Here is a 22,047-nt window from a genome sequence, read left to right on the forward strand (position 1 = left end):
CAGGGCTGACCGAACGGTCGTCAGAACCCCAGTTTGCGCAGCTGCTTCGGGTCGCGCTGCCAGTCCTTCGCAACGCGGACGTGCAGGTCCAGATAGACGCGCGTGCCCAGCAACTCCTCGATCTGCCGGCGGGCGGTGGTGCCGACCTCCTTGAGCCGGCTCGCCTTGTGACCGAGCACGATCGCCTTCTGGCTGGGCCGCTCCACATACAGGTCGGCGTAGATCTTCGTGAGCCGGCCCTCGGGGATCATCTCCTCCACCACAACGGCGATGGAGTGCGGCAGTTCGTCACGGACCCCTTCCAGGGCCGCCTCCCGGATCAGCTCCGCGACAAGCACCTGCTCCGGGTCGTCGGTGAGCATGTCGTCGGGGTAGAGCTGCGGCGACGGTGGCAGGTAGTTCGTCATCACGTCGACGAGCGTGTCCACCTGGTGCCCGGAGACGGCGCTCACCGGCACGATCTCGGCGAACTCCCCCATCTCGCTTACCGCGAGCAACTGCTCGGCCAGCCGGCGCTTGTCGACCAGGTCGGTCTTGGTGACCACCGCCAGCACTGTCGCCTTCAACTCGGCCAGCTCACCGCTGATGAACCGGTCACCGCGACCCACCGGCTCGTCGGCCGGGATGCACAGACCGATCACGTCGACCTCCGTCCACGTGGAGCGGACCAGGTCGTTGAGACGCTCACCCAGCAACGTCCGGGGGCGGTGCAGACCCGGCGTGTCGACGAGCACCAGCTGCGACTCCGGCCGGTGCAGCACCGCCCGGATGACGTGGCGGGTGGTCTGCGGCTTGTTCGAGGTGATCGCGATCTTGGTGCCGACGATGGCGTTCGTCAGCGTGGACTTGCCGGCGTTGGGCCGGCCCACGAAACAGCCGAACCCTGCCCGGTACGGGCGCGGCTCGGGATCCCGCACGGCACTCACTCGGTCACCGTGCCCAACACGGTGCCGTCCGGCGCGGCCACGTGGATCGGCGCGTCCACGGCGAGATCACGCACGGCGGCGTGCCCGGCGCCGTCAAGCGTCGACGCCTCGGTCACCACCGCAGCCGCCTCCAGCCGGCTCGCCCCGGCCGCCACAGCCGACGCCACAGCCAACTGGAGCGCGGTGAGGGTCAGCGACGGCAACGCGACACTTGCCGCCGCGTACGTCCGGCCGTCCTGGTCCCGGACCGCAGCACCTTCCACGGCACCGACCCGCGCACGGGCTCCCCGGGCCAGGACGACGAGCTTGCCGTCCTCGGCACTCAGCGGCTCCGCTGCGGCGGGGGTGGGCCGGGCGGCGGGCGCGGCGGGTGTGTCAGGCATCGGCGGGTTGCCTCTCCTCGTCTCGATAATGGTCCGGGTCGTCCCCAGGGCCGGCCTGCTCGCCGCGCCCCGCGGTGTCCTGCTCGTCGCCCGACTCCACCCTGCTTACCAGGACGGTGTCGATCCGGTTGCGTCGGCCCGTGGTGCCCTCGGCGACCAGCCGGAGGCCGGCCACCTCGGCCTGCGCTCCGGGGATCGGCACCCGCCCCAGCGACTGGGCGAGCAGACCACCGACCGTCTCCACCTCGTCGGTGGGCAGGTCGGTGTCGAACATCTCGCCAAGGTTCTCCACCGGCAGGCGGGCAGTGACCCGCACCGAGGATTCCCCGAGGCGTTCGACCGGCGGGCGTTCGACATCGTACTCGTCGGTGATCTCACCGACGATCTCCTCGAGGATGTCCTCGATGGTGACCAGACCGCCGGTGCCGCCGTACTCGTCGACAACGATGACCAGGTGGTTGCGGGCCGCCTGCATCTCGGAGAGAAGGTCGTCGACCGGCTTGGACTCCGGCACGAAGGTCGCCGGGCGCATCAGCTCGGCCACCGGCAACTGCTCGGCGTCCGGGTCGCCACCCCGGGACCGACGGATCAGGTCCTTGAGGTAGAGCACGCCCAGCACGTCGTCGACACTCTCACCGATCACCGGGATGCGGGAGAACCCGGACCGCAGGAAGAGCGCCAGCGCCTGCGCGAGGGTCTTGCCCTCCTCGATCCACACCATCTCGGTACGCGGAACCATCACCTCCCGGGCGATGGTGTCGCCGAGCGCGAAGACCGAGTGGATCATCTGGCGTTCGCCGTGCTCGACGACGCCGCGCTGCTCGGCGAGGTCGACAAGCTCACGCAGCTCCACCTGACTGGCGAACGGCCCCTCGGGGAACCCGCGCCCCGGGGTGACCGCGTTGCCGATCAGGATCAGCAGTGACGCCAGCGGGTTGAGCGCACGGCCCAGCCAGCGGACCAGCGGCGCCGCCGCGCGCCCCACGGCGTACGCGTGCTGCCGGCCGATTGTGCGCGGGGCGACACCGACCACCACGAAGCTGACCACTGCCATCGCGCCGGCGGTGACAAGCGCGGCACGCCAGCCGGCGCCGAAGCTGTCCACCGCGACAAGCGCCACAAGCGTCGTCGCGGTCAGCTCGGCGAGAAGCCGCAGCAGCAGGAGCAGGTTGAGGTGCCGGACGACGTCGCCGGCCACGACCTGGAGGGTGCGGGCGCCGCGTACGCCGTCACGTGCCAGCTCGGCTGCCCGCGCCGGGGAGACAGCGGCGAGCGCCGCCTCGGTCATCGCGATCACACCGGCCAGCACCACGAGGCCGGCCGCGAAGAAGATCAGTTGCAGGTCGGGAAGGCCGGCGGCAGGGCCGACCGCAAGGAACGGAGTGGACATCACTGGTTGCGGGTCGACCGCCAGCTCGCCAGCAGTCGGGCCTGGAGCGCGAACATCTCCCGCTCCTCCTCCGGCTCGGCGTGGTCGTAGCCGAGCAGGTGCAGCACCCCGTGCACGGTGAGCAGGTGCAACTCGTCGGCCGGAGCGTGCCCGGCGGTCGCCGCCTGCTTGGCCGCGACCTCCGGGCAGAGCACGATGTCACCGAGCAGCGCCGGCTCGCCGCCGGCAGGGGCGGTCTCGCCCGGGCCGTGGTCGACGCTTCCCTCGTCCATCGGGAAGGCGAGCACGTCGGTCGGGCCGTCGCCACCCATCCAGCGGTGGTTCAGCTCGGTCATGTAGTCGATGTCGACAAGCAGCACCGACAACTCGGCGAGGGGGTTGACCCCCATCTCGTCGAGGGCGTGCCTGGCGACAGCGAGCACGGCGTCGGTGTCGACCTCGGCACCGGACTCGTTGGCGATCTCGATGGACAACTGCTTTCCTCTGCTTTAGCGGCGGCGGCCGGCACGGCCGCCCTGGGCAGGTCGCCCGGGTACGGCATGGACGCCCTGCGCCTGCTGGGTTTCCCGCTCGGCATCCCAGCGGGCGTACGCGTCGACGATCTCCCCGACCAGCCGGTGGCGGACCACGTCGGAGCTGGACAACTGGGAGAAGTGCACGTCCTCGACGTTCTCCAGGATCTCGCGAACCACCCGCAGGCCGCTGCTCGTCCCGCCGGGAAGGTCCACCTGGGTGATGTCACCCGTCACGACGATCTTGGAGTTGAAGCCGAGCCGGGTGAGGAACATCTTCATCTGCTCGGGCGTCGTGTTCTGCGCCTCGTCCAGAATGATGAACGCGTCATTGAGCGTGCGGCCCCGCATGTACGCCAGCGGGGCGACCTCGATCGTGCCGGCGGCCATCAGCTTCGGGATCGACTCGGGGTCGAGCATGTCGTGCAGCGCGTCGTACAGCGGCCGCAGGTACGGGTCGATCTTCTCGTTGAGGGTGCCGGGCAGGAAGCCAAGCCGCTCCCCCGCCTCGACCGCCGGGCGGGTCAGAATGATCCGGTTGACCTGCTTGGCCTGCAACGCCTGGACGGCCTTCGCCATCGCCAGGTAGGTCTTGCCGGTGCCGGCCGGGCCGATACCGAAGACGATGGTGTGCGAGTCGATCGCGTCGACGTAGCGCTTCTGCCCGAGCGTCTTGGGACGGATGGTGCGGCCGCGACGGGAGAGGATGTCGAGGGTCAGGACCTCGGCGGGCCGCTCGGCGCTGCCCTGCTCGAGCATGCCGACGGTACGCCGGACGGCGTCAGTGGTCAGGGTCTCGCCTTTCTCGATGAGTTCGAGCAGCTCACTGAAGACCCGCTCGGCAAGGGCGTTGTCGGCGGGAGCGCCGGTGATGGTGATCTCGTTGCCCCGCACGTGCACGTCACTCGTGACCGAACGCTCGACGAGTCGCAGGATCTCGTCGCCCGCGCCGAGCAGATTGACCATGATCTTGGGGTCGGGCACGGTGATCCTGGTCTGCACCCGGGGAGCGCCGGGAGGTGGGGTGCCGGTCATAAGTTGGGCCGAAGGGCCCTGCGCACCTGCTCTCGATCTCGGGCGCCGGCCCTGCTGGCACGGCGTGCGGACGTTGCAGCCATCGTATCCGTTCAACGCGGGACGCATCGCGCCCATTTCCGCTGGCCGCGATCAACCGCCGGCCCGGAAGTCGTACCTGTCGAAGGTCTCCTGGTGGCGGGTGAACCGGTAGGTCGCCCAGTGCATCCGGACCACCGTTCCGGCGTCGTCCCGGGTCAGCCTCAACAGCTCGCCCACCTCCCGGCCGGACACGGTCCGGAACACGTCCGGCCGGTCCGGCAGCGGGGCGAAGACCGCAGGTGGGCGCCCGGCTGGATCGCCTGCCCCGCGTGCCCGCAGTGTGCCGTCATGCCAGGAGAAGACGTACTCGAAGCCCTCGCCCCACCAGCGACCGAGCACACCCCGCAGGGCTGCCGGGGCGGGTGCGCCGGGCCGCCAGGGCTCGATCTCGGCCGGGTCGTGCTCGACGGCCTCGGCGAGCAGCCGGTGCGGCAGGTCGAGCAGGTCCGTCGCCGTTCCGGAGGAGCCGACCACCGCGGCGCCCATCGCGCCTGGCGTGCCGTCGCCGCCCCGGCGGCCGTACACGGCTGCCAGGAAACCGGGCATCGCGCCGTCGTGCCCCACGTGCACCACCCGCTCGCCCTGGGGGACGAGGATCAGTCCGAGCCCGAAGCCGGCGCCCCAGAGCGTCTCGTCGGTGGTGGTCAGCGGCCAGCGCATCTCGTCGAGGGTGCCCGGGGCGAGCACCGCGCCGGACGGGTCGATCGCCGCCGGGTCGGCGAGGAACGCCGCCCAGCGGGCCATGTCGGTCGCCGTGCTCCAGAGCTGGGCGGCCGGGCCGACCGCGCCGAAGTCGGTCGGCGGCTCGGGGTGGGCCTCGTCGGAGTACGCGTCGACAAGGAACCCTGTCGCAGCCGTCGGCAGGGGCGTCACTGTGGTGTCGGTCAGCCCGAGCGGCGTCGACACCCGCTCGGCGAGCACCTCCGCCCAACTGCCGCCGCGCAGCCGGGCCACAAGCAGGCCGAGTACGGCCATCCCGAGGTTGGAGTAGTGGAACCGGCGGCCCGACGGCAGGACCCGCTCGGCCCGGTCCAGCTCGGCCACCAGCCGCTCCGCATCGGGTGCGGCCAGGGTGTCCCAGACGTCGCCGAACGGCTCACGTTGCAGACCACCGGTGTGCGACAGCAGCCGCCGTACGGTCAGCTCACCGTGCGCCGGCAGGTCCAGGTACCGGCCGACCGGATCATCCAGGTCGAGCAGTCCGTCGTCGCGGCACTGAAGGGTGAGCACCGCAGTGAAGGTCTTGGTGACCGAGCCGATCCGGAACTGGGTGCGCGGCCCCAGCGCGCTGTCGGTGCCGGTGTCGCCGACGGTGCAGGTCCACAGCGGCCGGTCGGCCCTGTGCAGCGCCGCCGACACAGCAGGCACCCTGGCGTCGGCCTGCACCCGCCGGACCAGCCGGTCCAACCGGTCGTGCGCGCCGGGGCCTGATGTCACGCCACGCTCCGCGCGAGCATCGGGCCGAGCGGCGCACCGCCGAGCAGGTGCGCGTGCACGTGGAACACCTCCTGGCCGCCGTACCTCCCGGTGTTGAACATCAGCCGGAATCCGTCGCCGAGCAGGCCCTCGTCCTCGGCCACCGCGGCGGCCGTGGCCAGCACCTCACCGGCCAGCCCGGGGTCGCCCTGCCCGAGGGTGGCGACATCGGCGTAGTGCTCCTTCGGAATGACGAGTACGTGCACCGGCGCCTTCGGGTCGATGTCACGGAAGGCGAGCGTCGTGGCGGTCTCCCGGACCACTGTGGCCGGGATCTCCCCGGCGACGATGCGGCAGAACAGGCAGTCGGATCCCATCGGGGCAGTGTAAGGAAGGGGCCGCTCGGAGCACACGCGGCTCCTGGGGCAGGATGGCCGCCATGACGGCTCGGGCGGTACTGGTGACCGGTTCTTCGCGCGGCATCGGCAGGGCGGTGGCGACGGCGTTCGCGGCCGGCGGCGACCGGGTCGCGATCCACCACCGCGACTCCGCCGCCGCGGCCGAGGAACTACTCGCGCAACTTCCGGGTACGGGGCACGTGGTGGTCCGCGCCGACCTCACCGACCCGGACGCCGTCCGGGCCATGGTCGACGATGCCGCCGAGCAGCTCGGCGGGCTGGACGTCCTTGTCAACAACGCCGGGATGTACGGCGACCGGGACGACCCACACCCGATCTTCGGCACCTCCTACGAGGAGTGGCAACGGCGCTGGCGGCAGGTGCTGGAGACCAACCTGACCGGCGCCGGCAACGTCACCTGGTGTGCCGCACAGCACATGCGCGAGCGCGGCGGCCGGATCGTCAACGTGTCGTCGCGGGGCGCGTTCCGGGGCGAGCCGCACCAGCCGGCGTACGGCGCCAGCAAGGCGGGGCTGAACGCGCTGGGCCAGTCCCTCGCCGTGGCGCTAGCGCCGTACGGCATCGCCGTCGCCACCGTCGCGCCGGGTTTCGTGGCGACCGACATGACCACCGAGCACCTTCGCGGCGAGGGCGGCGCGGCGATCCGGGCGCAGAGCCCGTTCGACCGGGTGGCCCGGCCGGAGGAGATCGCCGCAGCCGTGCACTGGCTGGCGTCGCCGGAAGCGGAGTGGGCCTCGGGCACCATCGTCGACCTCAACGGCGCGTCCTACCTGCGCAGCTGACCGCCGCCAGCGCACTCCGCCACCACGGGCCGAAACTGTTGCGTCAGTTGAAGCAGAGCAAAGGACACTGACCGCACCTGGTCGGGCGACCGCCGGGAACAGGAACAGGGACAAGTGGGCGGGGCCGGGGTCGGGGCGAGAGCCGAGGCCGGGTCGGGGCGGGGTCGGCCTACTGCGGCGGGAGGTGGGGCTACCAGCGGCCGAGGCGGGTGGCGAGCACGCTGAGCGCTGCCACGCCTGCGGTGGAGGTGCGCAGGACCTCGACACCGAGCCGTACCGGTCGGCCGCCGGCTGCCCGGAACGCTGTCAGCTCGGCCGAATCGATGCCGCCCTCCGGGCCGACGACAAGCACGATCTCCCCGATGCTTGGCAGGTCGGCGGTCGAGAGCCGTTCCTCGGCCTCCTCGTGCAGGACGAACCCGGCGGCGGCACCGGCGATCCGGCGGGCCACCGTCGCTGTGGACTCGTCAGGCGCCCCGGCCACGACCGGCAGCCAGGGTCGGCGTGCCTGCTTGGCAGCCTCCCGCGCGGTGGCCACCCACTTCTCCCGGGCGCGTACGCCCCGGTCGCCGCGCCACTGGGTGACCGAGCGGGACGCCGCCCAGGGCACGATCTCGTCCACCCCGACCTCGGTCATCGCCTGCACGGCCAGCTCGCCCCGGTCGCCCTTGGCGATGCCCTGCACTGTCACCAGCCGGGGTACGGGCGCGTCCGCGTACCCCCGGGAGGTGATGGTGACCTCCAGGGCGCCCCTGCCGACGGCGGTGACCACGGCGGCGGCCGTGCCGCCCCGGCCGTCGGCGAGCAGCAACTCCTCGCCGACACGCAGCCGCTGCACCGTGGCGGCGTGGTGCCCCTCCGGGCCGTCCAGGATCAACGCGTCGCCGGTGGGCAGCGCCTCGACCAGGAACAGCGGCGCGGACACCTCAGGCGTGCCCGTTGAACGCGTCGCGCATCCGGGAGAAGAAGCCGCCCTGCTTGGTCAGCTCGGCGACCTCCTCGCCACGGGTCTTGGCGAAGTCGCGAAGCATCCGCTCCTGGTCCGGGTCGAGCTTGGTCGGCGTCCGGACGTCGAGGTGCACGTACAGGTCGCCCCTGCCGGTGCCGCGCAGGTGCGGCACACCTCGGGCGCGCAGCCGCAGCGTGCTGGCCGGCTGGGTGCCGGCCTTGACGTCGACGGTCTCCTCGCTGTCGAGGGTCTTGATGGTGAGGCGGGTGCCCAGCGCCGCGGCGGTCATCGGCACGGTGACCCGGCAGTGCAGGTCGTCACCCTTGCGCGAGTAGACGTCGTGGGGCCTCTCGTGGATCTCGACGTAGAGGTCGCCGGCGGTGCCGCCACCCGGGCCGACCTCCCCCTGCTGGGCGAGGCGGATCCGCATGCCGTCCTCGACGCCGGCCGGGATCTTGACGGTCAGCGAGCGTCGGGTACGCACCCGGCCGTCGCCGGCGCAGGTGGGGCAGGGGTGCGGGATCGTGGTGCCGTAGCCCTGGCAGACGGTGCACGGGCGGGCCGACACCACCTGGCCGAGGAAGGTGCGCTGCACCGACTGCACCTCGCCCCGACCGGCGCACGCCTCACAGGTGGCCAGGTGGGTGCCGGCTGCCGTGCCGGCGCCCGAGCAGGTGGTGCAGAGCACAGCCGTGTCGACGGTGATCGGGGCCTCGACGCCGAACGCCGTCTCGTGCAGGTCCAGTTCGAGTCGCAGGATCGCGTCGGAGCCCGGACGGGTCCGTGGGCGGGGGCCACGGGCGCCGCCCGCCGCGCCGCCGAAGAACGCGTCCATGATGTCCTGGAATCCGACGAACGGGCCGGCCCCGCCCGGGCCGCCCGGACCGCCGGCGCCACCGCCGCCCGGGGCGAGCGGGTCGCCGCCCAGGTCGACGATCTGCCGCTTGCGGTCGTCCGAGAGGACCTCGTACGCGGCGTTGATGTCCTTGAACTTCTCCTGAGCCTCCGGGTCCGGATTGACGTCCGGGTGGAACTGGCGCGCCAACTTGCGGTAGGCGCGCTTGATCTCATCATCGGAGGCTTCCCGGCTGACACCGAGGATGCCGTAGTAGTCCCTGGCCACTGCGTTCCGTGTCCTCATGTTCGTCTCGCGTTGCGCCGACCGGCGGCCGCAGCCGGCCGTCGGCCCTGACTTGTCAGTTCTGGGCCAGCAGCTCGCCCACGTAGCGTGCCACGGCGCGCACCGTGGCGATGGTGCCGGGGTAGTCCATCCGGGTCGGCCCCAGCACCCCGAGGCCGCCGACAATTGTGCTGCCCGGGCCGTATCCGGTGCTCACCACCGAGGCGGCGCGCAGGTTGTCGAACTCGTTCTCGTCGCCGATCAGCACCCGGGTCGTGCTCGGCTCGGTCTCGCCGATGAGCTTGAGCAGCACGACCTCCTCTTCCAGGGCTTCGAGGATCGGCCTCAGTGAGCCCTGGAAGTCGAGCAGGCCGCCCCGGGTGAGGTTTGCGGTGCCGGCCAGCGCGATGCGTTCCTCGTGCCGTTCGACGAGCGTCTCCAGCAGGACGGAGGCGAGTGTGGTCATGGCCGGGCGCAGCGTGGCCGGCACCTCCTCGACCAGCGCCTGCACCAGCGGCGGGGTGTCGGACAGCCGCTCGCCGGCGAGCTTCTCGTTGATCATGCGGCGCAGGTCGGTGACGTCGTCGGCGGGCACCGGGCCGGGCAGCTCCACCAGCCGCTGCTCGACACGGCCGGTGTCGGCGATCATGACAAGCATGAGTCGGGTGGTGGAGATCGGCACCAGTTCCAGGTGCCGCACCGAGGAGCGGGCCAGGCTCGGGTACTGCACGACGGCCACCTGGCGGGTCAGCTGGGCGAGCAGCCGGACTGTGCGGTGCACCACGTCGTCGAGGTCGACAGCACCCACCAGGAACCGCTCGATGGCCCTGCGCTCGGCCGGGCTGAGCGGCTTGACGCGGGACAGCCTGTCGACGAAGAGCCGGTAGCCGCGGTCGGTGGGCACCCGGCCGGCGCTTGTGTGCGGCTGCCGGATGTAGCCCTCTTCCTCCAGCACGGCCATGTCGTTGCGGACCGTGGCCGGGGAGACACCGAGCTGGTGACGCTCGACAAGCGCCTTGCTGCCGACCGGCTCCTGGGTGGAGACGTAGTCCTCGACGATGGCGCGGAGCACGGCGAGCTTCCGGTCGTCCAGACCCATCCTCCGCACCTCCTGTCGCACGTCGGCCACCGACCCGAACGGGGCCGGCGGGCCGCTTGGCACTCGACTGTAACGAGTGCCAGTCTACGTCGGCGCGCCCGCCGACGCGATGATCAAGGTCGCCGCTGTTCGTTCCTCGTTGCCCGTTCAGCCGGGTCGGGCTCGGCGGTGTCGCTCTGGTGTGGCGTTGCCAACCACCCCTACCGTGACACCATGACTGAACCACCTCGCCCACCCGGTGCGGGAGACCCTGGCGGCTACCCGCCGGAGCCGACCTCACCGGCAGGCTCGCCCTACTCGGCCGAGCCACCCACCGCACCACTGTCCGGGGCACCTGGCTCGGGCGGCTATCCCCCGGCCGGCGGGTATCCGCCGCCCACCGGTGACCAACCGCCGTCAGGTGGCTACCCTCCGCCTGGTGGATATCCCCCGCCGGGCGACTACCCCCCAGGTGGCGGCTATCCCCCGCCCGGTGGCTACCCGCCGGGTGGCCCCACTGGCGGCTATCCGACGGGCGGCGCCTACGGCGGCCCCGGCGGCGGCTACGCCAACAACGAGGACAAGACCTGGGCGCTTGTCGCGCACTTCGGCGGCGCCGCCGGCGCGCTGATCAGCTTCGGTCCGCTGGGCTTCGTGGCCCCGCTCATCGCCTACCTGGTCCGCGGCAACCAGTCGCCGACCGTGCGGGCGCAGGCCCTGGCCGCGCTCAACTTCCAGATCCTCTGGTCGATCATCGCGTTCGTGCTGCTCTTCGTGAGCTGGTGCCTGCTCTTCCTGCCCAGCGTCGCGGTAGTGGTGATCCAGATCCTGTTCGGAATCATCGCCGGCATGAAGGCCAACGAGGGCGCGTCCTACCGCTACCCGATGTCGGCCACCTTCATCAAGTGACCCGGGCCGGCCGCTCCCCCGGCCGGTCCGGCGCACGTCGCCGGTCGGGGGCGGCGCGTCGGTTCAGGGCAGCAGGTCGCGGACCACGGCGTCGGCGAGCAACCGGCCGCGCAGGGTGAGCACCGCCCGCCCGGCCGCGTAGTCGTCGGCGGCCAGCAGGCCGTCGGCGAGCGCCCGATCGGCGCCGGCCCGGCCGGCGACGTCAAGCACCGCCAGCGGCAGGCCGCTTGCCAGCCGCAGTCGCAGCATCACGTCCTCCATGTGCGCCTCGTCGGCGGTGAGCACCTCACGGGCCAGACCCGGTGACGCGCCTGCGGCCAGCCGCTGGGCGTACGTCGTGGGGTGCTTCACGTTCCACCAACGCACCCCGCCGACGTGGCTGTGCGCTCCGGGCCCGAGCCCCCACCAGTCCGCGCCGGTCCAGTACAGCAGGTTGTGCCGGCACCGGGCGTCGTCGGTGCGGGCCCAGTTGGACACCTCGTACCAGGACAGGCCGGCCGCGTCGAGGGCTGCCTCCGCTGCCAGGTAGCGGTCCGCGGCCACGTCGTCACTGGGGTACGCCAGCTCGCCGCGTCGCATCCGGGCGGCCAGTCGGGTGCCGTCCTCCACGATCAGGGCGTACGCGCTGACGTGGTCCACCCCGGCGGCCACGACCTGTTCCAGCGAGGCGGCGAAGTCCTCGGCCCGTTCCCCCGGCGTGCCGTAGATCAGGTCCAGGTTGACGTGCTCGAAACCGGCGTCGCGCGCTTCCAGGGCGGCGGCGGTCGCCCTGCCGGCGCTGTGTTTGCGGTCCAGGATCGCCAGCACGCCCGGGGAGGCGGACTGCATGCCCAGCGAGATCCGGGTGTAGCCGGCGTTGCGCAGCAGCTTCAACGATTCCGGGGTGACCGATTCGGGGTTCGCCTCGGTGGTCACCTCGGCGTCGGCGGCCAGCCCCCAGGTGCTGTCGATGCCGTCCAGGATGCGGGCCAGGTCGTCGGCGGGCAGCAGGGTTGGCGTGCCGCCGCCGACGAAGACCGTGTCGACGCGGGGCGGCGGGCTGTCGCCGAGCACCCGGGCGGCGAGCGCCAACTCGGCGAGCACAGTGTCGGCGTACCCCTCACGGCTGGCCCCTCCGCCCAACTCGGCGGCCGTGTACGTGTTGAAGTCGCAGTAGCCGCAGCGACTGGCGCAGAACGGGACGTGCACGTACACGCCGAAACCGCGCGCGCCGACAGCGCTGGTGGCGGTGGCGGGCAGCGATCCGTCGACGGGGACGGTCTCACCATCTGGAAGGACGCCGGGCATGGCCACTAGTGTGCCCGGCATGACCTCTCCCGACGTCCTCGTGCGGGTCGCCACGGCCCATGGGGTGACCACCCTCACCCTCGACAGTCCGCACAACCGCAACGCGCTCTCCACGGCCCTGATGACCCAGTTGCTGACCGGCCTCGCCGACGCGGTCGCCGACGACACGGTTCGGGTGATCGTGCTCGACCACACCGGCCCGGTCTTCTGCTCCGGAGCGGATCTCAAGGAGACCGCCATGGCGTACGCCAGCGGGACGGTGCCTGCGGCGATGCTCGGCGATGTGCTCACCGCCCTGTGGGAGTGCCCGAAGCCGGTGCTGGCTAAGGTCGCCGGGCCGGCCCGGGCGGGCGGGCTGGGTCTGATCGCGGCCGCCGACCTTGCGGTGTGCGCCGAGGAGGCGACGTTCGCCTTCACCGAGGTGCGGATCGGCGTGATCCCTGCGGTGATCTCGGCAACCGTGCTGCCCCGGCTGCACCCGCGTGCCGCCGCCGAGCTGTACCTGACCGGCGACACCTTCGAGGGCCGGCGGGCCGCCGAGATCGGTCTGGTCACGGCCGCCGTGCCGGCCGACGGTCTGGACGCGTCGGTGGCCCGCTACTGCGACTCGCTCGTGCGCGGCGCGCCCCGGGCGCTGGCCGGGGCGAAGGATCTGCTGCGCCGGCCGGGCACCGCCGAGCTGCGCGACGAACTGGCCCGCCTCTCCGCCCTGTCGACAGGCTTCTTCCTCTCCGACGAGGGACGCGAGGGGATCATGGCCTTCCGGGAGAAGCGGGACGCCGCCTGGGTGCCGGCCGCCGAGTAGCGGTTTGTCCTGGTGAAAGCGGGGAACGTCACTTCGACCTTCCCCGCTTTTCGGGGCGGGAACCGGTCGGACGACCCGGACGGCGTCAACGGGGACGTACGCTTGTCGGACTGTCGAATCTGGGGGTGTGAGTGCGGACTCGGGCAGCCGTGTCGGGTGGTGTGGTGCTCATCCTCGTCGCCGTGATCGCGATCTGGGTCGTGGTCCGGCAGGCCGGGGATCGGCTCCGGCTGCCGCTGGCGGGCCGGACCTGCACGGTCCAGGCCGACGGCCGGGTCGTGCTTGACGCCGACCAGATGGCCAACGCGGCGACGATCGCGGCGATCGGCGCCCAGCGCGGTATGCCCGAGCGGGCCGTGGTGGTCGCGCTGGCAACCGCGTACCAGGAGTCGGGGTTGCGCAACCTCGCCGACGGTGACCGCGACTCGGTGGGCCTGTTCCAGCAGCGCCCGAGTCAGGGCTGGGGCACTCCGGCACAGATCCGGGACCAGCGTTACGCGGCGAACCGCTTCTACGCGGCGCTGAAGAAGGTGCGCGGCTGGGAGGAGATGCGGGTCACCGACGCCGCCCAGCGGGTGCAGCGTTCGGCGTTTCCCGAGGCGTACCAGAAGTGGGCCGACGAGTCCGAGGTGCTCAGCAAGGCGCTGCTCGGCGACGCCACGAGCGCTGTGGCCTGCACTGTGGGGCGTACCCCGGTGATGTTCGGCGCGGCGGCGGCCGCGCAGCTGACCCGCAACCTGGTGCTGGACTGGGGGTTGAAGGGGATCGACCCGACCGACCCGACCGGGCTGGCGGTGACGGCGGGCGACCAGCGTGACGGCTGGCGGTACGCGCACTGGCTGGTGTCGCACGCCCAGGACCACGGCGTGAAGCGGGTCCGTTTCGGCGACCAGGAGTGGACGGCCCGAAACGGCACCTGGGGTCAGGTGTCCGGTGAGCAGGGCCCTACCGGTCAGGTAGTGGCCGAGGTGTTCACCGAGGGGTGAGTTCCCGGATCTCTTTACCGGCAGTGACCGCACAATCGGGCAAATACTTGCAAACCCCGTTGCCGACGACACGAATGTGACTCTCGGCACGCACCTCGCTGCATGCCGTCCGGGCACCGGGCCACTTCCCACCGCTCGCCCTCCCACCGCCGGGACGCCCGCGTTACGATCGGCGGCCTGTGCCAGAAACAGATTCACCTCATGGGGAGGGGTACGACGCGGTGTTCGATTACGGCGACCGGACCGGCTACGAACCGATCAGCGACACTGACCGCAAGGAGTTCCATGAGCAGGGGTTTCTCCTGCTGCGCAACGTCCTGACGGAGGACCACCGGGCGGCGCTGGAGGCGGCTGTCGACCGCGTCTACGCGGAGGAGCAGGCAAAGGGCACCACCAAGAAGGACGGCACCCTGCACCTGCTGGGCTTCCTGGAGCGCGACGAGCTGTTCGGTGAGCTGCTCACCCACCCGATCGCCTTCCCGTACATGTGGGGACTGGCCGGCTGGAACATCTACACCCACCACAACCACCTGGACGTCACCCCGCCGGCCGCCGAGCCGGAGAAGCCGTACTGGGGTTGGCACCAGGACGGGTACCGCCAGAACTCCGACCCGGAGACGATGGACCCGAACCTGCCCCGGCCGATGTTCTCGCTCAAGGTCGCGTACGTGCTGTCCGACCTCTCCGAGACCGGTCGCGGCGCCACCAAGGTCATCCCGGGCAGCCACCTGTGGAACTCGCTGGACCGGCCCAAGGACCTCAGCGTGCACAACCCCGACCCGGAGGGCACGGTGGAGATCACCGCCAACCCGGGCGACGCCTTCATCTTCGACCGCCGGCAGTGGCACTCGCGGTCGACGAACCTGTCGACGATCACCCGCAAGATGCTGTTCGTCGGCTACACCTACCGGTGGATCCGTCCGCTTGACGAGCTGCACCCCGACGTGAACGGCGAGTGGTACCAGAACCGCACCCCCGTGCAGCGCCAGCTGATCGGCGAGGGCACCCACACCGCCAACTACTGGGGCATCAACTGGGACGGATACGTCGACGACGAGATCCCGCTGCGCAAGGAGCTCAAGGAGCGCGGCCTGCTCGACCGCAGCATCCCCTGGCTCCGCTGACGATGTAAGGAAGGGCCCCCTGTTATCGCTTTTTGCATAACAGGGGGCCCTTCCTAACAACTGCGGCTGAGAACGGCCTCCGGGAAACCAGGGGTCCGCCCCGTCATCCTGTTCTCATCGGCGTGTCGTCCCGGGGACGGTCAGCTGACGTCCCGGCGCAGCGGGAGCAGCACGGCGATCGCCGCGGCGAGCACCGCGTACGCAGTGAGCAGGAGAGCGCCCGCCGTCGGTGGGAGCAGGTGGACGGCGCCGCTGCCGAGTTCCGCGGAGATGGCGTCGGCGACGTATGTGAAGTCGGTGAGCGCGGCGGTGGCTCCGCCGGGCAGGACCGGGTACAGCGTGTTGATGCCCGGGATCATCATCAGCACCGGCTCCCCCACGTACAGATAGCCGACCACGACGCACAGCGCCGCGATCTGGTGGTGGACGAGGGCGCCCACCCCAGCCCCGAGGAGCAGGTAGACCACCATCGCGACGGCGATGCGGCCGAGCAGCGCCAGCACGGTGGTGACCGGCAGACCGAGTGGGACGCCGCGGGCGGCGGCGACGGCGAACAGCGCCACCGCGGCGGTGCCCGCGAGGACGAGCCCATAGGCGAGACCGACGACCGCGTACGTGGCGAGTTTGGCGGCGAGCACCCGCCCACGGCGCGGAGCGAACAGGAAGGTGACAGCGGCGGTGCGGTGTCGGTACTCGGAGGTGGCCGCAAGGGCCCCGGCCGCGGCCGGCACGAAGGCGGTGTAGCCGAGGATGCCGAGAATCGCGCGGAGACCGGCCTCGGTGTCCAGACCGGGCATCGGCGGGTCGAAGTTCTCCGGCCCCACCAGCGCCATGGCCCCGAACATGCCGCCGCCCAGCGCAGCGGCGGCGAGCAGCAGGCCACCCCACATCCGGGTGGCCAGAAGCCTGCGGAACTCCGCTCTGATCAGGAGATTCATCAGATGGCCGCCTTGTCCCTGGTGAGATCGAGGAAGAGTTCTTCGAGACCGGTGGTCTCGACGACCAGCTCGTGCACCCGAACATGATGGGCCGCGGCGAGGTCGGCGACGCCCGGCGCGTCCAGCCCGCGTACCCGCAGCCGGTCGGGCCCGACGGCTTCGACATGCGGTGCCGTGCCGCCGTTGGGCGGGTGGGCCGCCAGAACGGCAACGAGCGCGTCCGCGTCGGGTGAGGTGATCAGCACCGCTGGCGGACCGGCGAGCCGGGAACAGGGCCCGGCGGCGACGAGTTCGCCGCGCCGGATCACCACCACGTCATCCACGAGCTGCTGGATCTCGCCGAGCGCATGGCTGGAGATCAGGACGGTGCGGCCCTGGTCGGCGAACTGGCGCAGGAAGCCGCGCAGCCACGACACGCCTGCCGGGTCCAGGCCGTTGCCGGGCTCGTCCAGCAGCAGGACGCGGGGGTCGCCGAGCAACGCCGTGGCGAGGTTGAGCCGCTGCCGCATGCCCGTGGAGAATCCCCGGGTACGACGGTGCGCAGCCTCGGCGAGGCCGAGCAGGTCGAGCAGGTCGGTGACGCGGCTGTCCGGGTATCCGCCCATCGCGGCGTAGACGCGCAGGTGGTCGCGGGCGGTGTGTCCAGGGTGGAACGCGTTGCCGTCGAACACCGCGCCCACCGTGCGCGACGGCCGGGCCAGTTGACCGTACGGCTGCCCGCCGATCGTGGCGGTGCCACTGCTCGGCGACACCAGCCCGGTCATCATGCGCATCGTGGTGGTCTTGCCGGCGCCGTTCGGGCCGAGGAAGCCGGTGATCACGCCGGGTCGCACGGTGAAGCTCAGATCATTGACGGCAGTGACGTCACCGTAGCGCTTCGTCAGGCACGACACCTCGATCGCGAGGTGGTCGCCGGTCACGCGCGGGCCGCCATGGCACGCGTGATCGTCTCCACGAGGCCCGGCGCGGCCGGCCCGGAGAGCACGACCTCGTCGAACTCGCCGCCGGCCGCCGCCCGGTCCAGGACGAGGTGCAGCCCTGGTTCCGCCCGTCGGGCCGCCACGAGCTGCCGGGGACCGCCGTACAGGCCCCACACTCCGATCTTGGCGAAGCCGGACACCACATATCCCCGGCGGGCGCCACGGGCCAGACGCAGAGGGTTGTCCGCCAGGGCGACCTTCCGCACCGCGGTGAGGGGCAGCGCGAACCACTCCCGCCCGACCCAGACCCGCTCCCATCCGGTGAACCGAATGTCGATCACATCGTTGGTCACCATTACCGATGCCATCAGTCATCCCCTGTCGTCGTGTCGGAGTCGTCCGTCGGCGCCGGTGCGCGCCTTTCGTCCGTCGGCGCCGCTGCGCGCCTGTCGGCCGTCGGCGGATCGGTGGGCAGCAGAACGGTCGCCAACAGTCGCGGTATTCGTTCGCCGCCGGGCTGGTGGGCGAGCAACGGACCCACCAGAGCGTTGAGACCGGCGGCGAACTCGCCCAGTTCGGCGTCGGTCAGGTGCAGCACGAGTTGCTGGTAGCCCACACCGTCGGCGTTGAAGTCGATCCGCTCCCGGCTGAGATAGCGGGAGAACTCCGACAGCAGACTCGACATGAACGCCGTGAAGTAACGCGCGTGGTCCTCCCGCGTAGCCGTGGCGAGGGCCGCGGGGTCGAGCGTCGCGCCGCGCGCGGGCAATGCGTACACCCGCTCGACGGCACCGCGCACCCTGCGTTCATCGATCACCTCGACCAGCCCGGCCTTGACCAGGATCGCCAGGTGCCGGTACATCGTGGCCTGCGGGACATCGGGCAGCAGCTCAAGCAGGCCCTGTGTGGTCAGACGTGTGCCCGCGACCGCACGCAGGATCCGGATTCGCACGGGGTGCAGTGCCAGGTCCGCCCAGCGTTCTCTCGCCATCTCCACGGGCACACGTTATCACTACTGATAATGATAATGAAGGAGCGTCATCGTCCAAATGGCCTCCGAACAGCGGCCGACTCCGGCGACGTCAGCTGCGGGTGGCGAGACGGCGGCGGACCTTGTCCAGGATCGACTCCGGCAGGTCGTCCGCGTCGAGCAGGCGGGGCAGCAGCTCCGGCTCCAGGCTTGTCGCCCGGAACACCTCGCCGATCGTCACGCCGTGCGCGGGCCGCTCCACCACCTCGACCGGGTCGCCGGCGCCCACCTCACCGTCGCGCAGCACCCGCAGGTACGCCCCCGGGCTGGCCCGGACGGTGAAGCGCCGGATCAGATCCGGTACGCCCCAGAATCCGGCGAAGGTGGTGCAGGGCGTCCGAGGCTTGGTGACCTGAAGCAGGGCGGAGCCGATCTGCCACTTCTCGCCGATCACGGCACCTGTCACGTCGACCGCGTACGTGGACAGGTTCTCACCGAAGCCACCCGGCCCGATGGCACGGCCCAGCTCCGCCGCCCACCACGCGGCGTCCTCCTCGGCGTAGGCGTAGACCGCCTGGTCGGGGCCACCGTGATGGGCCCGCTCGGCGATGAAGTCGCCGGCCACCCCGTCGACGCTTATCAACACCGGCCCGTCGACCGGCCGCTTGTCGATGCCGCTGCGACCGCTCGCGTCGCCGGCCCACTTCGCCTCGGTCACGATGCCGAGGTTCACCGCTGCCACCCTGCCCGTCATGGCCGCCAGCCTAGTGGCGGCCACCCGCGGCCGACTTCCGCGCGGGGTCAGCCCTTGACGGCCCCGGCCACCAGGCCGGAGACCATCCGCCGCTGCACCAGCAGGAAGAAGATGATGACCGGCAGGGTGAACAGGGTGGAGGCGGCCATGACCGGACCCCAGTTCGTGTCGTCCCGACCGAAGAAGAACGTCATCGCCACCGGCAGTGTGTAGCGGCTCTGGTCGTTGATGAACGTCAACGCGAAGATCAGCTCGTTCCACGCGGTGATGAACGAGAAGATGCTGGTGGCCACCAGGCCGGGCGCGACGAGCGGAAACAGCACAAGGCGGAACGTCTGTGCCCGGCTGGCCCCGTCGATGGCCGCCGCCTCCTCCAACTCCTTGGGCACCGCCGCCACGAACCCGCGCAGCATCCAGACCGCGAACGGCAGTGAGAAGCCCAGGTACGTGAGGATCAGGCTGGGCAGCGTGTTGTAGAGCCCGAGCCGCTGAATCATCAGGAAGAGCGGGATGACGAGCGCCTCCAGCGGGATCATCTGCACCACCAGCAGCATGATCAGGAAGCTGGTCCGCAGCTTGAACCGGAAGCGGGCCACCGCCATCGCGGCGAGCAGGGCGACCAGACCGCTGAGCACCACGGTCGCGACGGCCACAAGCGCGCTGTTGAGGAAGAAGTCGAGGAAGCTCACGCCGGGGATGAGGTTGCCGGTGAGGATCTCCCGGTAGTGCGCAAGCGTCGGATGAGCCGGCACCGGCTGCGGGGTGGACGAGAAGATCTCGCTGCTCGGCTTGAGCGATGTGGAGATCATCCAGTAGACCGGGAAGGCCGCGAAGAGCGCGACAAGCAACCCGGCGCCGTTCAGGGCGATCTTCTTCACGACTCGTCCTCCTGCCTGAGCACCATCCGTACGTAGAAGCCGGTGACGACGAGCAGGATCAGCGTGAGGATCACCGCGATGGCCGCGCCGAGGCCGTACTTCGGCGGCGGCGAGAACGCCTCGGCGTACGAGTAGATGGAGAGCATGAACGTCGGCCGGTCCTGGGTGCCGCCGGCCAACACGAACTGCTGGGTGAAGACCTTGAAGTCCCAGATGGTGGAGAGCACGATCAGGATCCCGAAGACCGGGCGCAGCAACGGGAACGTGATCTTCCAGAAGACCCGCCACGGGCTCGCGCCGTCCACCCGGGCCGCCTCGTGCAGCTCACTCGGCACGCTCTTCAGGCCGGCGAGCACGCTCACCGCGATGAACGGGAACGAGTGCCAGACCACCACGAGGGTGAGGATGGCGAAGAACAGCAGCGGCGAGTTGAACCAGCCGTAGCCGGTCCAGTCGCTGCGGCCGAACAGGGCGTTGGAGAGCCCGTCCGGCAGTGCGTTGAACAGCCAGGTGACCAGGCCACTCGTGTCGTCGAAAATCCACTTCCAGACGATCGTGCCGGTCAGCGCCGGGGTGGCCCAGGCGAGCATCACGCAACTGGCGACGAAGGTGGCCATCTTGCGGCCCAGCCGGTTGAGCAGGAGGCCGACAAGGGTGCCGAGGACCATCGTGAGGAACACGTTGGCCGCCGCGAACAGGACGGTGTTGCGCAGCACCGTCAGGAAGAACGGATCGGTGAGGATCTCGGTGTAGTTGCCGAGACCCACCCAGGGCCACTCCCGGTCGCCGCGCAACTGCCGCACGCTGTTGAGCCGGTAGAAGGACATCGTCACCACCTGGCCGAGCGGCCAGAGCAGCAACACCCCGATGATCACCAGGGCGGGCAGGAGCAGCAGGTAGGGCAGGCGGTCCACAGGACGACGCCGCCGCGCGGGGGTCTCCCGCGCGGCGGACGTCTGCGAGGTCTTCGTCAGGACGCTCACTTGCTGTTGAGGATGCCTTCCATCTCGGCGGCCGCGTCGGCGGTGGCCTTCTCGACCGTCTTCTGGCCCTTCATGACCGAGCTGTTCATCGCCTGGGTCACCGTCTTGGTCCGGCTGACCTCCACCCATTTCGGGGTGAGCGGCGTGAGCTTGGTGTTCTGCATGGTGGTGGCGAACGCGGCCATCACCTTGTCGTTGGCGTACGTGTCACCGGCGACCAGATCCTGGTAGACGGGGAAGAAGCCGAGGCTGCTCGCGAAGCTCTGCGCGTTCTTCTTGTTGAGCAGCACGGTCAGGTAGTCCCAGGCCAGGTCCTGACGCTCGCTGTCCTTCCAGATCGCCACGTCCGAGCCACCGGCGAACGCGGGCGCGGCCTTGCCGTCCGGGCCGGGGATCGGGAACGTACCCCAGACCTTCTCGATCTCGGGGTTGTCCTTCTTGATGGCGGCCTGCTGCCAGCTGCCGGCGAAGGCCATCGCGGCCTTGCCGGTGGCGAACTGGGTACGCGCGTCGATCTCGTTCCAGCCGGCCGCGGCCGGTGGGGCAACCTTGTGCACAGTCACCAGGTCGGTCCAGAACTTGACAGCCCGCTGCGCCTCGGGAGTGGTGTAACCGGACTTCCAGGCGCCGCCCTGGTTGCTGGCGATCTCGCCACCGGCACCCCAGAGGAAGGAGTAGAAGGGCAGCTCGGAGTTGCCCGGCAGGGCGATGCCGTACGTGCCCTTCTTCTTCGCCTGCACGGCCTTGGCCACGCTGACCAGGTCGTCCCAGGTCTTCGGCGGCTGCACGCCCGCCTCGGCGAACCAGTCGGTGCGGTAGTAGACCGCCCGGACGCCCGCGTACCAGGGCACGCCGTACTGCTTGCCGTCGAGCTGCGCGTTCTTCACGAGGTCGGGCAGCAGGTCCTTGCCCTCTGCCCAGCCGCCCATCCGGCCGCTGACGTCGGCGAGCGCCTCCTGGGCAGCCCAGCCCTGGGTCTCGGTGTTGCCCAACTCGGTGATGTCCGGTCCTTCACCGCCGGCGAGCGCCGCCTGGAACTTCTTGGGCGCTTCGAGCCAGGGGATGTACTGCACCACCACGTCGGTGTCGGGGTGCTTCTGCCGGAACTCCGCCTCGACCGAGTCGAGGAAGGCGTTCTGCGCGTCGCCGCCCTCGCCCATCATCCATACCGTGAGCTTGCTGTCGTCGGCCGCCTCTTCGCCGGAGCCTCCGCAGCCGGTCAGCACCATCGCGACCGAGGCCACCACGGCGGTGACCGGGGCCAGCCGTTTCCACCTGTTCACGCCACTTCTCCCTCGCGCCGCCTGGAACTAACCTTCTCCGCCGCACCTTAGTACGAAGAATTCCTTTACGACAGTGGGCAGACCGGCGAAGCGTGGCGACGGTACCGCAGCACATCGAC

General features: G+C 70.8%; 24 protein-coding genes. 5 read left to right on the forward strand and 19 right to left on the reverse strand.

Going from position 1 to position 22,047, the window contains the following annotated elements; translation table 11 throughout:
- Window positions 1-20: 20 nt before the first annotated feature.
- From era to ACLQ23_RS27155, 7 genes are all read right to left on the reverse strand, one after another.
- Window positions 21-917, reverse strand: a complete 897-nt coding sequence (gene era, locus ACLQ23_RS27125; RefSeq protein ID WP_355596180.1) for a GTPase Era — start codon at window positions 915-917, stop codon at window positions 21-23.
- Window positions 918-922: 5 nt separating this feature from the next.
- A complete protein-coding gene (locus ACLQ23_RS27130) occupies window positions 923-1,309 on the reverse strand; it encodes a cytidine deaminase (RefSeq protein ID WP_355596018.1) in 387 nt (128 codons plus the stop codon).
- Window positions 1,302-2,723: a hemolysin family protein gene (locus tag ACLQ23_RS27135; protein ID WP_355596178.1), complete on the reverse strand. Its 1,422-nt coding sequence runs from the start codon at window positions 2,721-2,723 to the stop codon at window positions 1,302-1,304. The genes ACLQ23_RS27130 and ACLQ23_RS27135 overlap by 8 nt, the downstream gene beginning before the upstream one ends.
- Entirely contained in the window at window positions 2,699-3,172 is a 474-nt protein-coding gene (gene ybeY / locus ACLQ23_RS27140; RefSeq protein WP_355596016.1) for an rRNA maturation RNase YbeY, read from the reverse strand. The genes ACLQ23_RS27135 and ybeY overlap by 25 nt, the downstream gene beginning before the upstream one ends.
- Before the next feature lie 15 nt (window positions 3,173-3,187).
- Window positions 3,188-4,246, reverse strand: coding sequence for a PhoH family protein (locus ACLQ23_RS27145; protein WP_425881344.1), 1,059 nt, complete (start codon window positions 4,244-4,246; stop codon window positions 3,188-3,190).
- A 132-nt stretch (window positions 4,247-4,378) separates the two neighbouring features.
- Entirely contained in the window at window positions 4,379-5,764 is a 1,386-nt protein-coding gene (locus tag ACLQ23_RS27150) for a serine hydrolase domain-containing protein (protein ID WP_355596012.1), read from the reverse strand.
- Window positions 5,761-6,120, reverse strand: a complete 360-nt coding sequence (locus ACLQ23_RS27155) for a histidine triad nucleotide-binding protein (protein ID WP_355596010.1) — start codon at window positions 6,118-6,120, stop codon at window positions 5,761-5,763. The genes ACLQ23_RS27150 and ACLQ23_RS27155 overlap by 4 nt, the downstream gene beginning before the upstream one ends.
- 62 nt (window positions 6,121-6,182) lie before the next feature.
- Between ACLQ23_RS27155 and ACLQ23_RS27160 the strand changes: the two genes are divergently transcribed.
- On the forward strand, window positions 6,183-6,944 hold the full coding sequence (locus ACLQ23_RS27160) for an SDR family NAD(P)-dependent oxidoreductase (protein WP_355596008.1): 762 nt from the start codon (window positions 6,183-6,185) through the stop codon (window positions 6,942-6,944).
- Between the two features lie 190 nt (window positions 6,945-7,134).
- On the opposite strand, the gene ACLQ23_RS27165 is transcribed toward ACLQ23_RS27160, so the two are convergent.
- The 3 genes from ACLQ23_RS27165 to hrcA form a co-directional block, all read right to left on the reverse strand.
- Window positions 7,135-7,869: a 16S rRNA (uracil(1498)-N(3))-methyltransferase gene (locus ACLQ23_RS27165; RefSeq protein WP_355596006.1), complete on the reverse strand. Its 735-nt coding sequence runs from the start codon at window positions 7,867-7,869 to the stop codon at window positions 7,135-7,137.
- A 1-nt stretch (window position 7,870) separates the two neighbouring features.
- Entirely contained in the window at window positions 7,871-9,016 is a 1,146-nt protein-coding gene (gene dnaJ / locus ACLQ23_RS27170) for a molecular chaperone DnaJ (protein ID WP_197281542.1), read from the reverse strand.
- A gap of 73 nt (window positions 9,017-9,089) precedes the next feature.
- Window positions 9,090-10,112: a heat-inducible transcriptional repressor HrcA gene (gene hrcA, locus ACLQ23_RS27175; RefSeq protein WP_355596004.1), complete on the reverse strand. Its 1,023-nt coding sequence runs from the start codon at window positions 10,110-10,112 to the stop codon at window positions 9,090-9,092.
- A 213-nt stretch (window positions 10,113-10,325) separates the two neighbouring features.
- On the opposite strand from hrcA, the gene ACLQ23_RS27180 reads away from it, so the two are divergent.
- Window positions 10,326-11,000: a DUF4870 domain-containing protein gene (locus tag ACLQ23_RS27180; protein ID WP_355596002.1), complete on the forward strand. Its 675-nt coding sequence runs from the start codon at window positions 10,326-10,328 to the stop codon at window positions 10,998-11,000.
- A gap of 63 nt (window positions 11,001-11,063) precedes the next feature.
- Here the strand turns inward: ACLQ23_RS27180 and hemW are convergent, their stop codons facing one another.
- Entirely contained in the window at window positions 11,064-12,287 is a 1,224-nt protein-coding gene (gene hemW / locus ACLQ23_RS27185) for a radical SAM family heme chaperone HemW (protein WP_355596176.1), read from the reverse strand.
- A gap of 19 nt (window positions 12,288-12,306) precedes the next feature.
- Here hemW and ACLQ23_RS27190 point away from each other — a divergent pair, with 19 nt between their 5' ends.
- From ACLQ23_RS27190 to ACLQ23_RS27200, 3 genes are all read left to right on the forward strand, one after another.
- The gene (locus ACLQ23_RS27190) at window positions 12,307-13,092 is read left to right on the forward strand and encodes an enoyl-CoA hydratase-related protein (protein WP_425881345.1); all 786 of its coding nucleotides are present in this window, start codon (window positions 12,307-12,309) and stop codon (window positions 13,090-13,092) included.
- Between the two features lie 131 nt (window positions 13,093-13,223).
- Entirely contained in the window at window positions 13,224-14,078 is an 855-nt protein-coding gene (locus ACLQ23_RS27195) for a hypothetical protein (protein WP_355595998.1), read from the forward strand.
- A gap of 221 nt (window positions 14,079-14,299) precedes the next feature.
- A complete protein-coding gene (locus tag ACLQ23_RS27200) occupies window positions 14,300-15,202 on the forward strand; it encodes a phytanoyl-CoA dioxygenase family protein (protein ID WP_425881346.1) in 903 nt (300 codons plus the stop codon).
- A 140-nt stretch (window positions 15,203-15,342) separates the two neighbouring features.
- On the opposite strand, the gene ACLQ23_RS27205 is transcribed toward ACLQ23_RS27200, so the two are convergent.
- The 8 genes from ACLQ23_RS27205 to ACLQ23_RS27240 form a co-directional block, all read right to left on the reverse strand.
- Window positions 15,343-16,140 carry an ABC transporter permease gene (locus ACLQ23_RS27205; RefSeq protein WP_425735742.1) on the reverse strand — a complete coding sequence of 266 codons (798 nt, stop codon included), beginning with the start codon at window positions 16,138-16,140 and terminating at the stop codon, window positions 15,343-15,345.
- Entirely contained in the window at window positions 16,140-17,060 is a 921-nt protein-coding gene (locus ACLQ23_RS27210; RefSeq protein WP_355595994.1) for an ABC transporter ATP-binding protein, read from the reverse strand. The genes ACLQ23_RS27205 and ACLQ23_RS27210 overlap by 1 nt, the downstream gene beginning before the upstream one ends.
- Window positions 17,057-17,428 (reverse strand): hypothetical protein, encoded by a 372-nt coding sequence (locus tag ACLQ23_RS27215; RefSeq protein ID WP_167943050.1) that lies wholly within the window; start codon window positions 17,426-17,428, stop codon window positions 17,057-17,059. The genes ACLQ23_RS27210 and ACLQ23_RS27215 overlap by 4 nt, the downstream gene beginning before the upstream one ends.
- Entirely contained in the window at window positions 17,428-18,051 is a 624-nt protein-coding gene (locus ACLQ23_RS27220) for a helix-turn-helix domain-containing protein (RefSeq protein WP_355596174.1), read from the reverse strand. The genes ACLQ23_RS27215 and ACLQ23_RS27220 overlap by 1 nt, the downstream gene beginning before the upstream one ends.
- 91 nt (window positions 18,052-18,142) lie before the next feature.
- Window positions 18,143-18,784 (reverse strand): MOSC domain-containing protein, encoded by a 642-nt coding sequence (locus ACLQ23_RS27225; protein ID WP_355595992.1) that lies wholly within the window; start codon window positions 18,782-18,784, stop codon window positions 18,143-18,145.
- Window positions 18,785-18,831: 47 nt separating this feature from the next.
- Window positions 18,832-19,662, reverse strand: a complete 831-nt coding sequence (locus tag ACLQ23_RS27230; protein WP_425881347.1) for a carbohydrate ABC transporter permease — start codon at window positions 19,660-19,662, stop codon at window positions 18,832-18,834.
- Window positions 19,659-20,645 carry a carbohydrate ABC transporter permease gene (locus tag ACLQ23_RS27235; RefSeq protein ID WP_355595988.1) on the reverse strand — a complete coding sequence of 329 codons (987 nt, stop codon included), beginning with the start codon at window positions 20,643-20,645 and terminating at the stop codon, window positions 19,659-19,661. The genes ACLQ23_RS27230 and ACLQ23_RS27235 overlap by 4 nt, the downstream gene beginning before the upstream one ends.
- Window positions 20,642-21,928: a sugar ABC transporter substrate-binding protein gene (locus ACLQ23_RS27240; RefSeq protein WP_355595986.1), complete on the reverse strand. Its 1,287-nt coding sequence runs from the start codon at window positions 21,926-21,928 to the stop codon at window positions 20,642-20,644. Before ACLQ23_RS27240 ends, ACLQ23_RS27235 begins: the two co-directional genes overlap by 4 nt.
- Window positions 21,929-22,047: the final 119 nt, after the last annotated feature.

The sequence above is a fragment of the Micromonospora sp. DT41 genome, from assembly GCF_049841715.1.
Classification (GTDB): domain Bacteria; phylum Actinomycetota; class Actinomycetes; order Mycobacteriales; family Micromonosporaceae; genus Micromonospora; species Micromonospora profundi.

What these genes read in the sequence shown, in the direction of transcription:
- ACLQ23_RS27220 (WP_355596174.1), bottom strand. Translation starts at nt 18,051, where the DNA reads ATGGCGAGAGAACGCTGGGCGGACCTGGCACTGCACCCCGTGCGAATC.
- ACLQ23_RS27155 (WP_355596010.1), bottom strand. Translation starts at nt 6,120, where the DNA reads ATGGGATCCGACTGCCTGTTCTGCCGCATCGTCGCCGGGGAGATCCCG.
- ACLQ23_RS27180 (WP_355596002.1), top strand. Translation starts at nt 10,326, where the DNA reads ATGACTGAACCACCTCGCCCACCCGGTGCGGGAGACCCTGGCGGCTAC.
- ACLQ23_RS27205 (WP_425735742.1), bottom strand. Translation starts at nt 16,140, where the DNA reads ATGAATCTCCTGATCAGAGCGGAGTTCCGCAGGCTTCTGGCCACCCGG.
- ACLQ23_RS27225 (WP_355595992.1), bottom strand. Translation starts at nt 18,784, where the DNA reads ATGACGGGCAGGGTGGCAGCGGTGAACCTCGGCATCGTGACCGAGGCG.
- hemW (WP_355596176.1), bottom strand. Translation starts at nt 12,287, where the DNA reads ATGCCCGGCGTCCTTCCAGATGGTGAGACCGTCCCCGTCGACGGATCG.
- ACLQ23_RS27160 (WP_355596008.1), top strand. Translation starts at nt 6,183, where the DNA reads ATGACGGCTCGGGCGGTACTGGTGACCGGTTCTTCGCGCGGCATCGGC.
- ACLQ23_RS27190 (WP_425881345.1), top strand. Translation starts at nt 12,307, where the DNA reads ATGACCTCTCCCGACGTCCTCGTGCGGGTCGCCACGGCCCATGGGGTG.
- hrcA (WP_355596004.1), bottom strand. Translation starts at nt 10,112, where the DNA reads ATGGGTCTGGACGACCGGAAGCTCGCCGTGCTCCGCGCCATCGTCGAG.
- ACLQ23_RS27145 (WP_425881344.1), bottom strand. Translation starts at nt 4,246, where the DNA reads ATGACCGGCACCCCACCTCCCGGCGCTCCCCGGGTGCAGACCAGGATC.
- ACLQ23_RS27215 (WP_167943050.1), bottom strand. Translation starts at nt 17,428, where the DNA reads ATGGCATCGGTAATGGTGACCAACGATGTGATCGACATTCGGTTCACC.
- ACLQ23_RS27130 (WP_355596018.1), bottom strand. Translation starts at nt 1,309, where the DNA reads ATGCCTGACACACCCGCCGCGCCCGCCGCCCGGCCCACCCCCGCCGCA.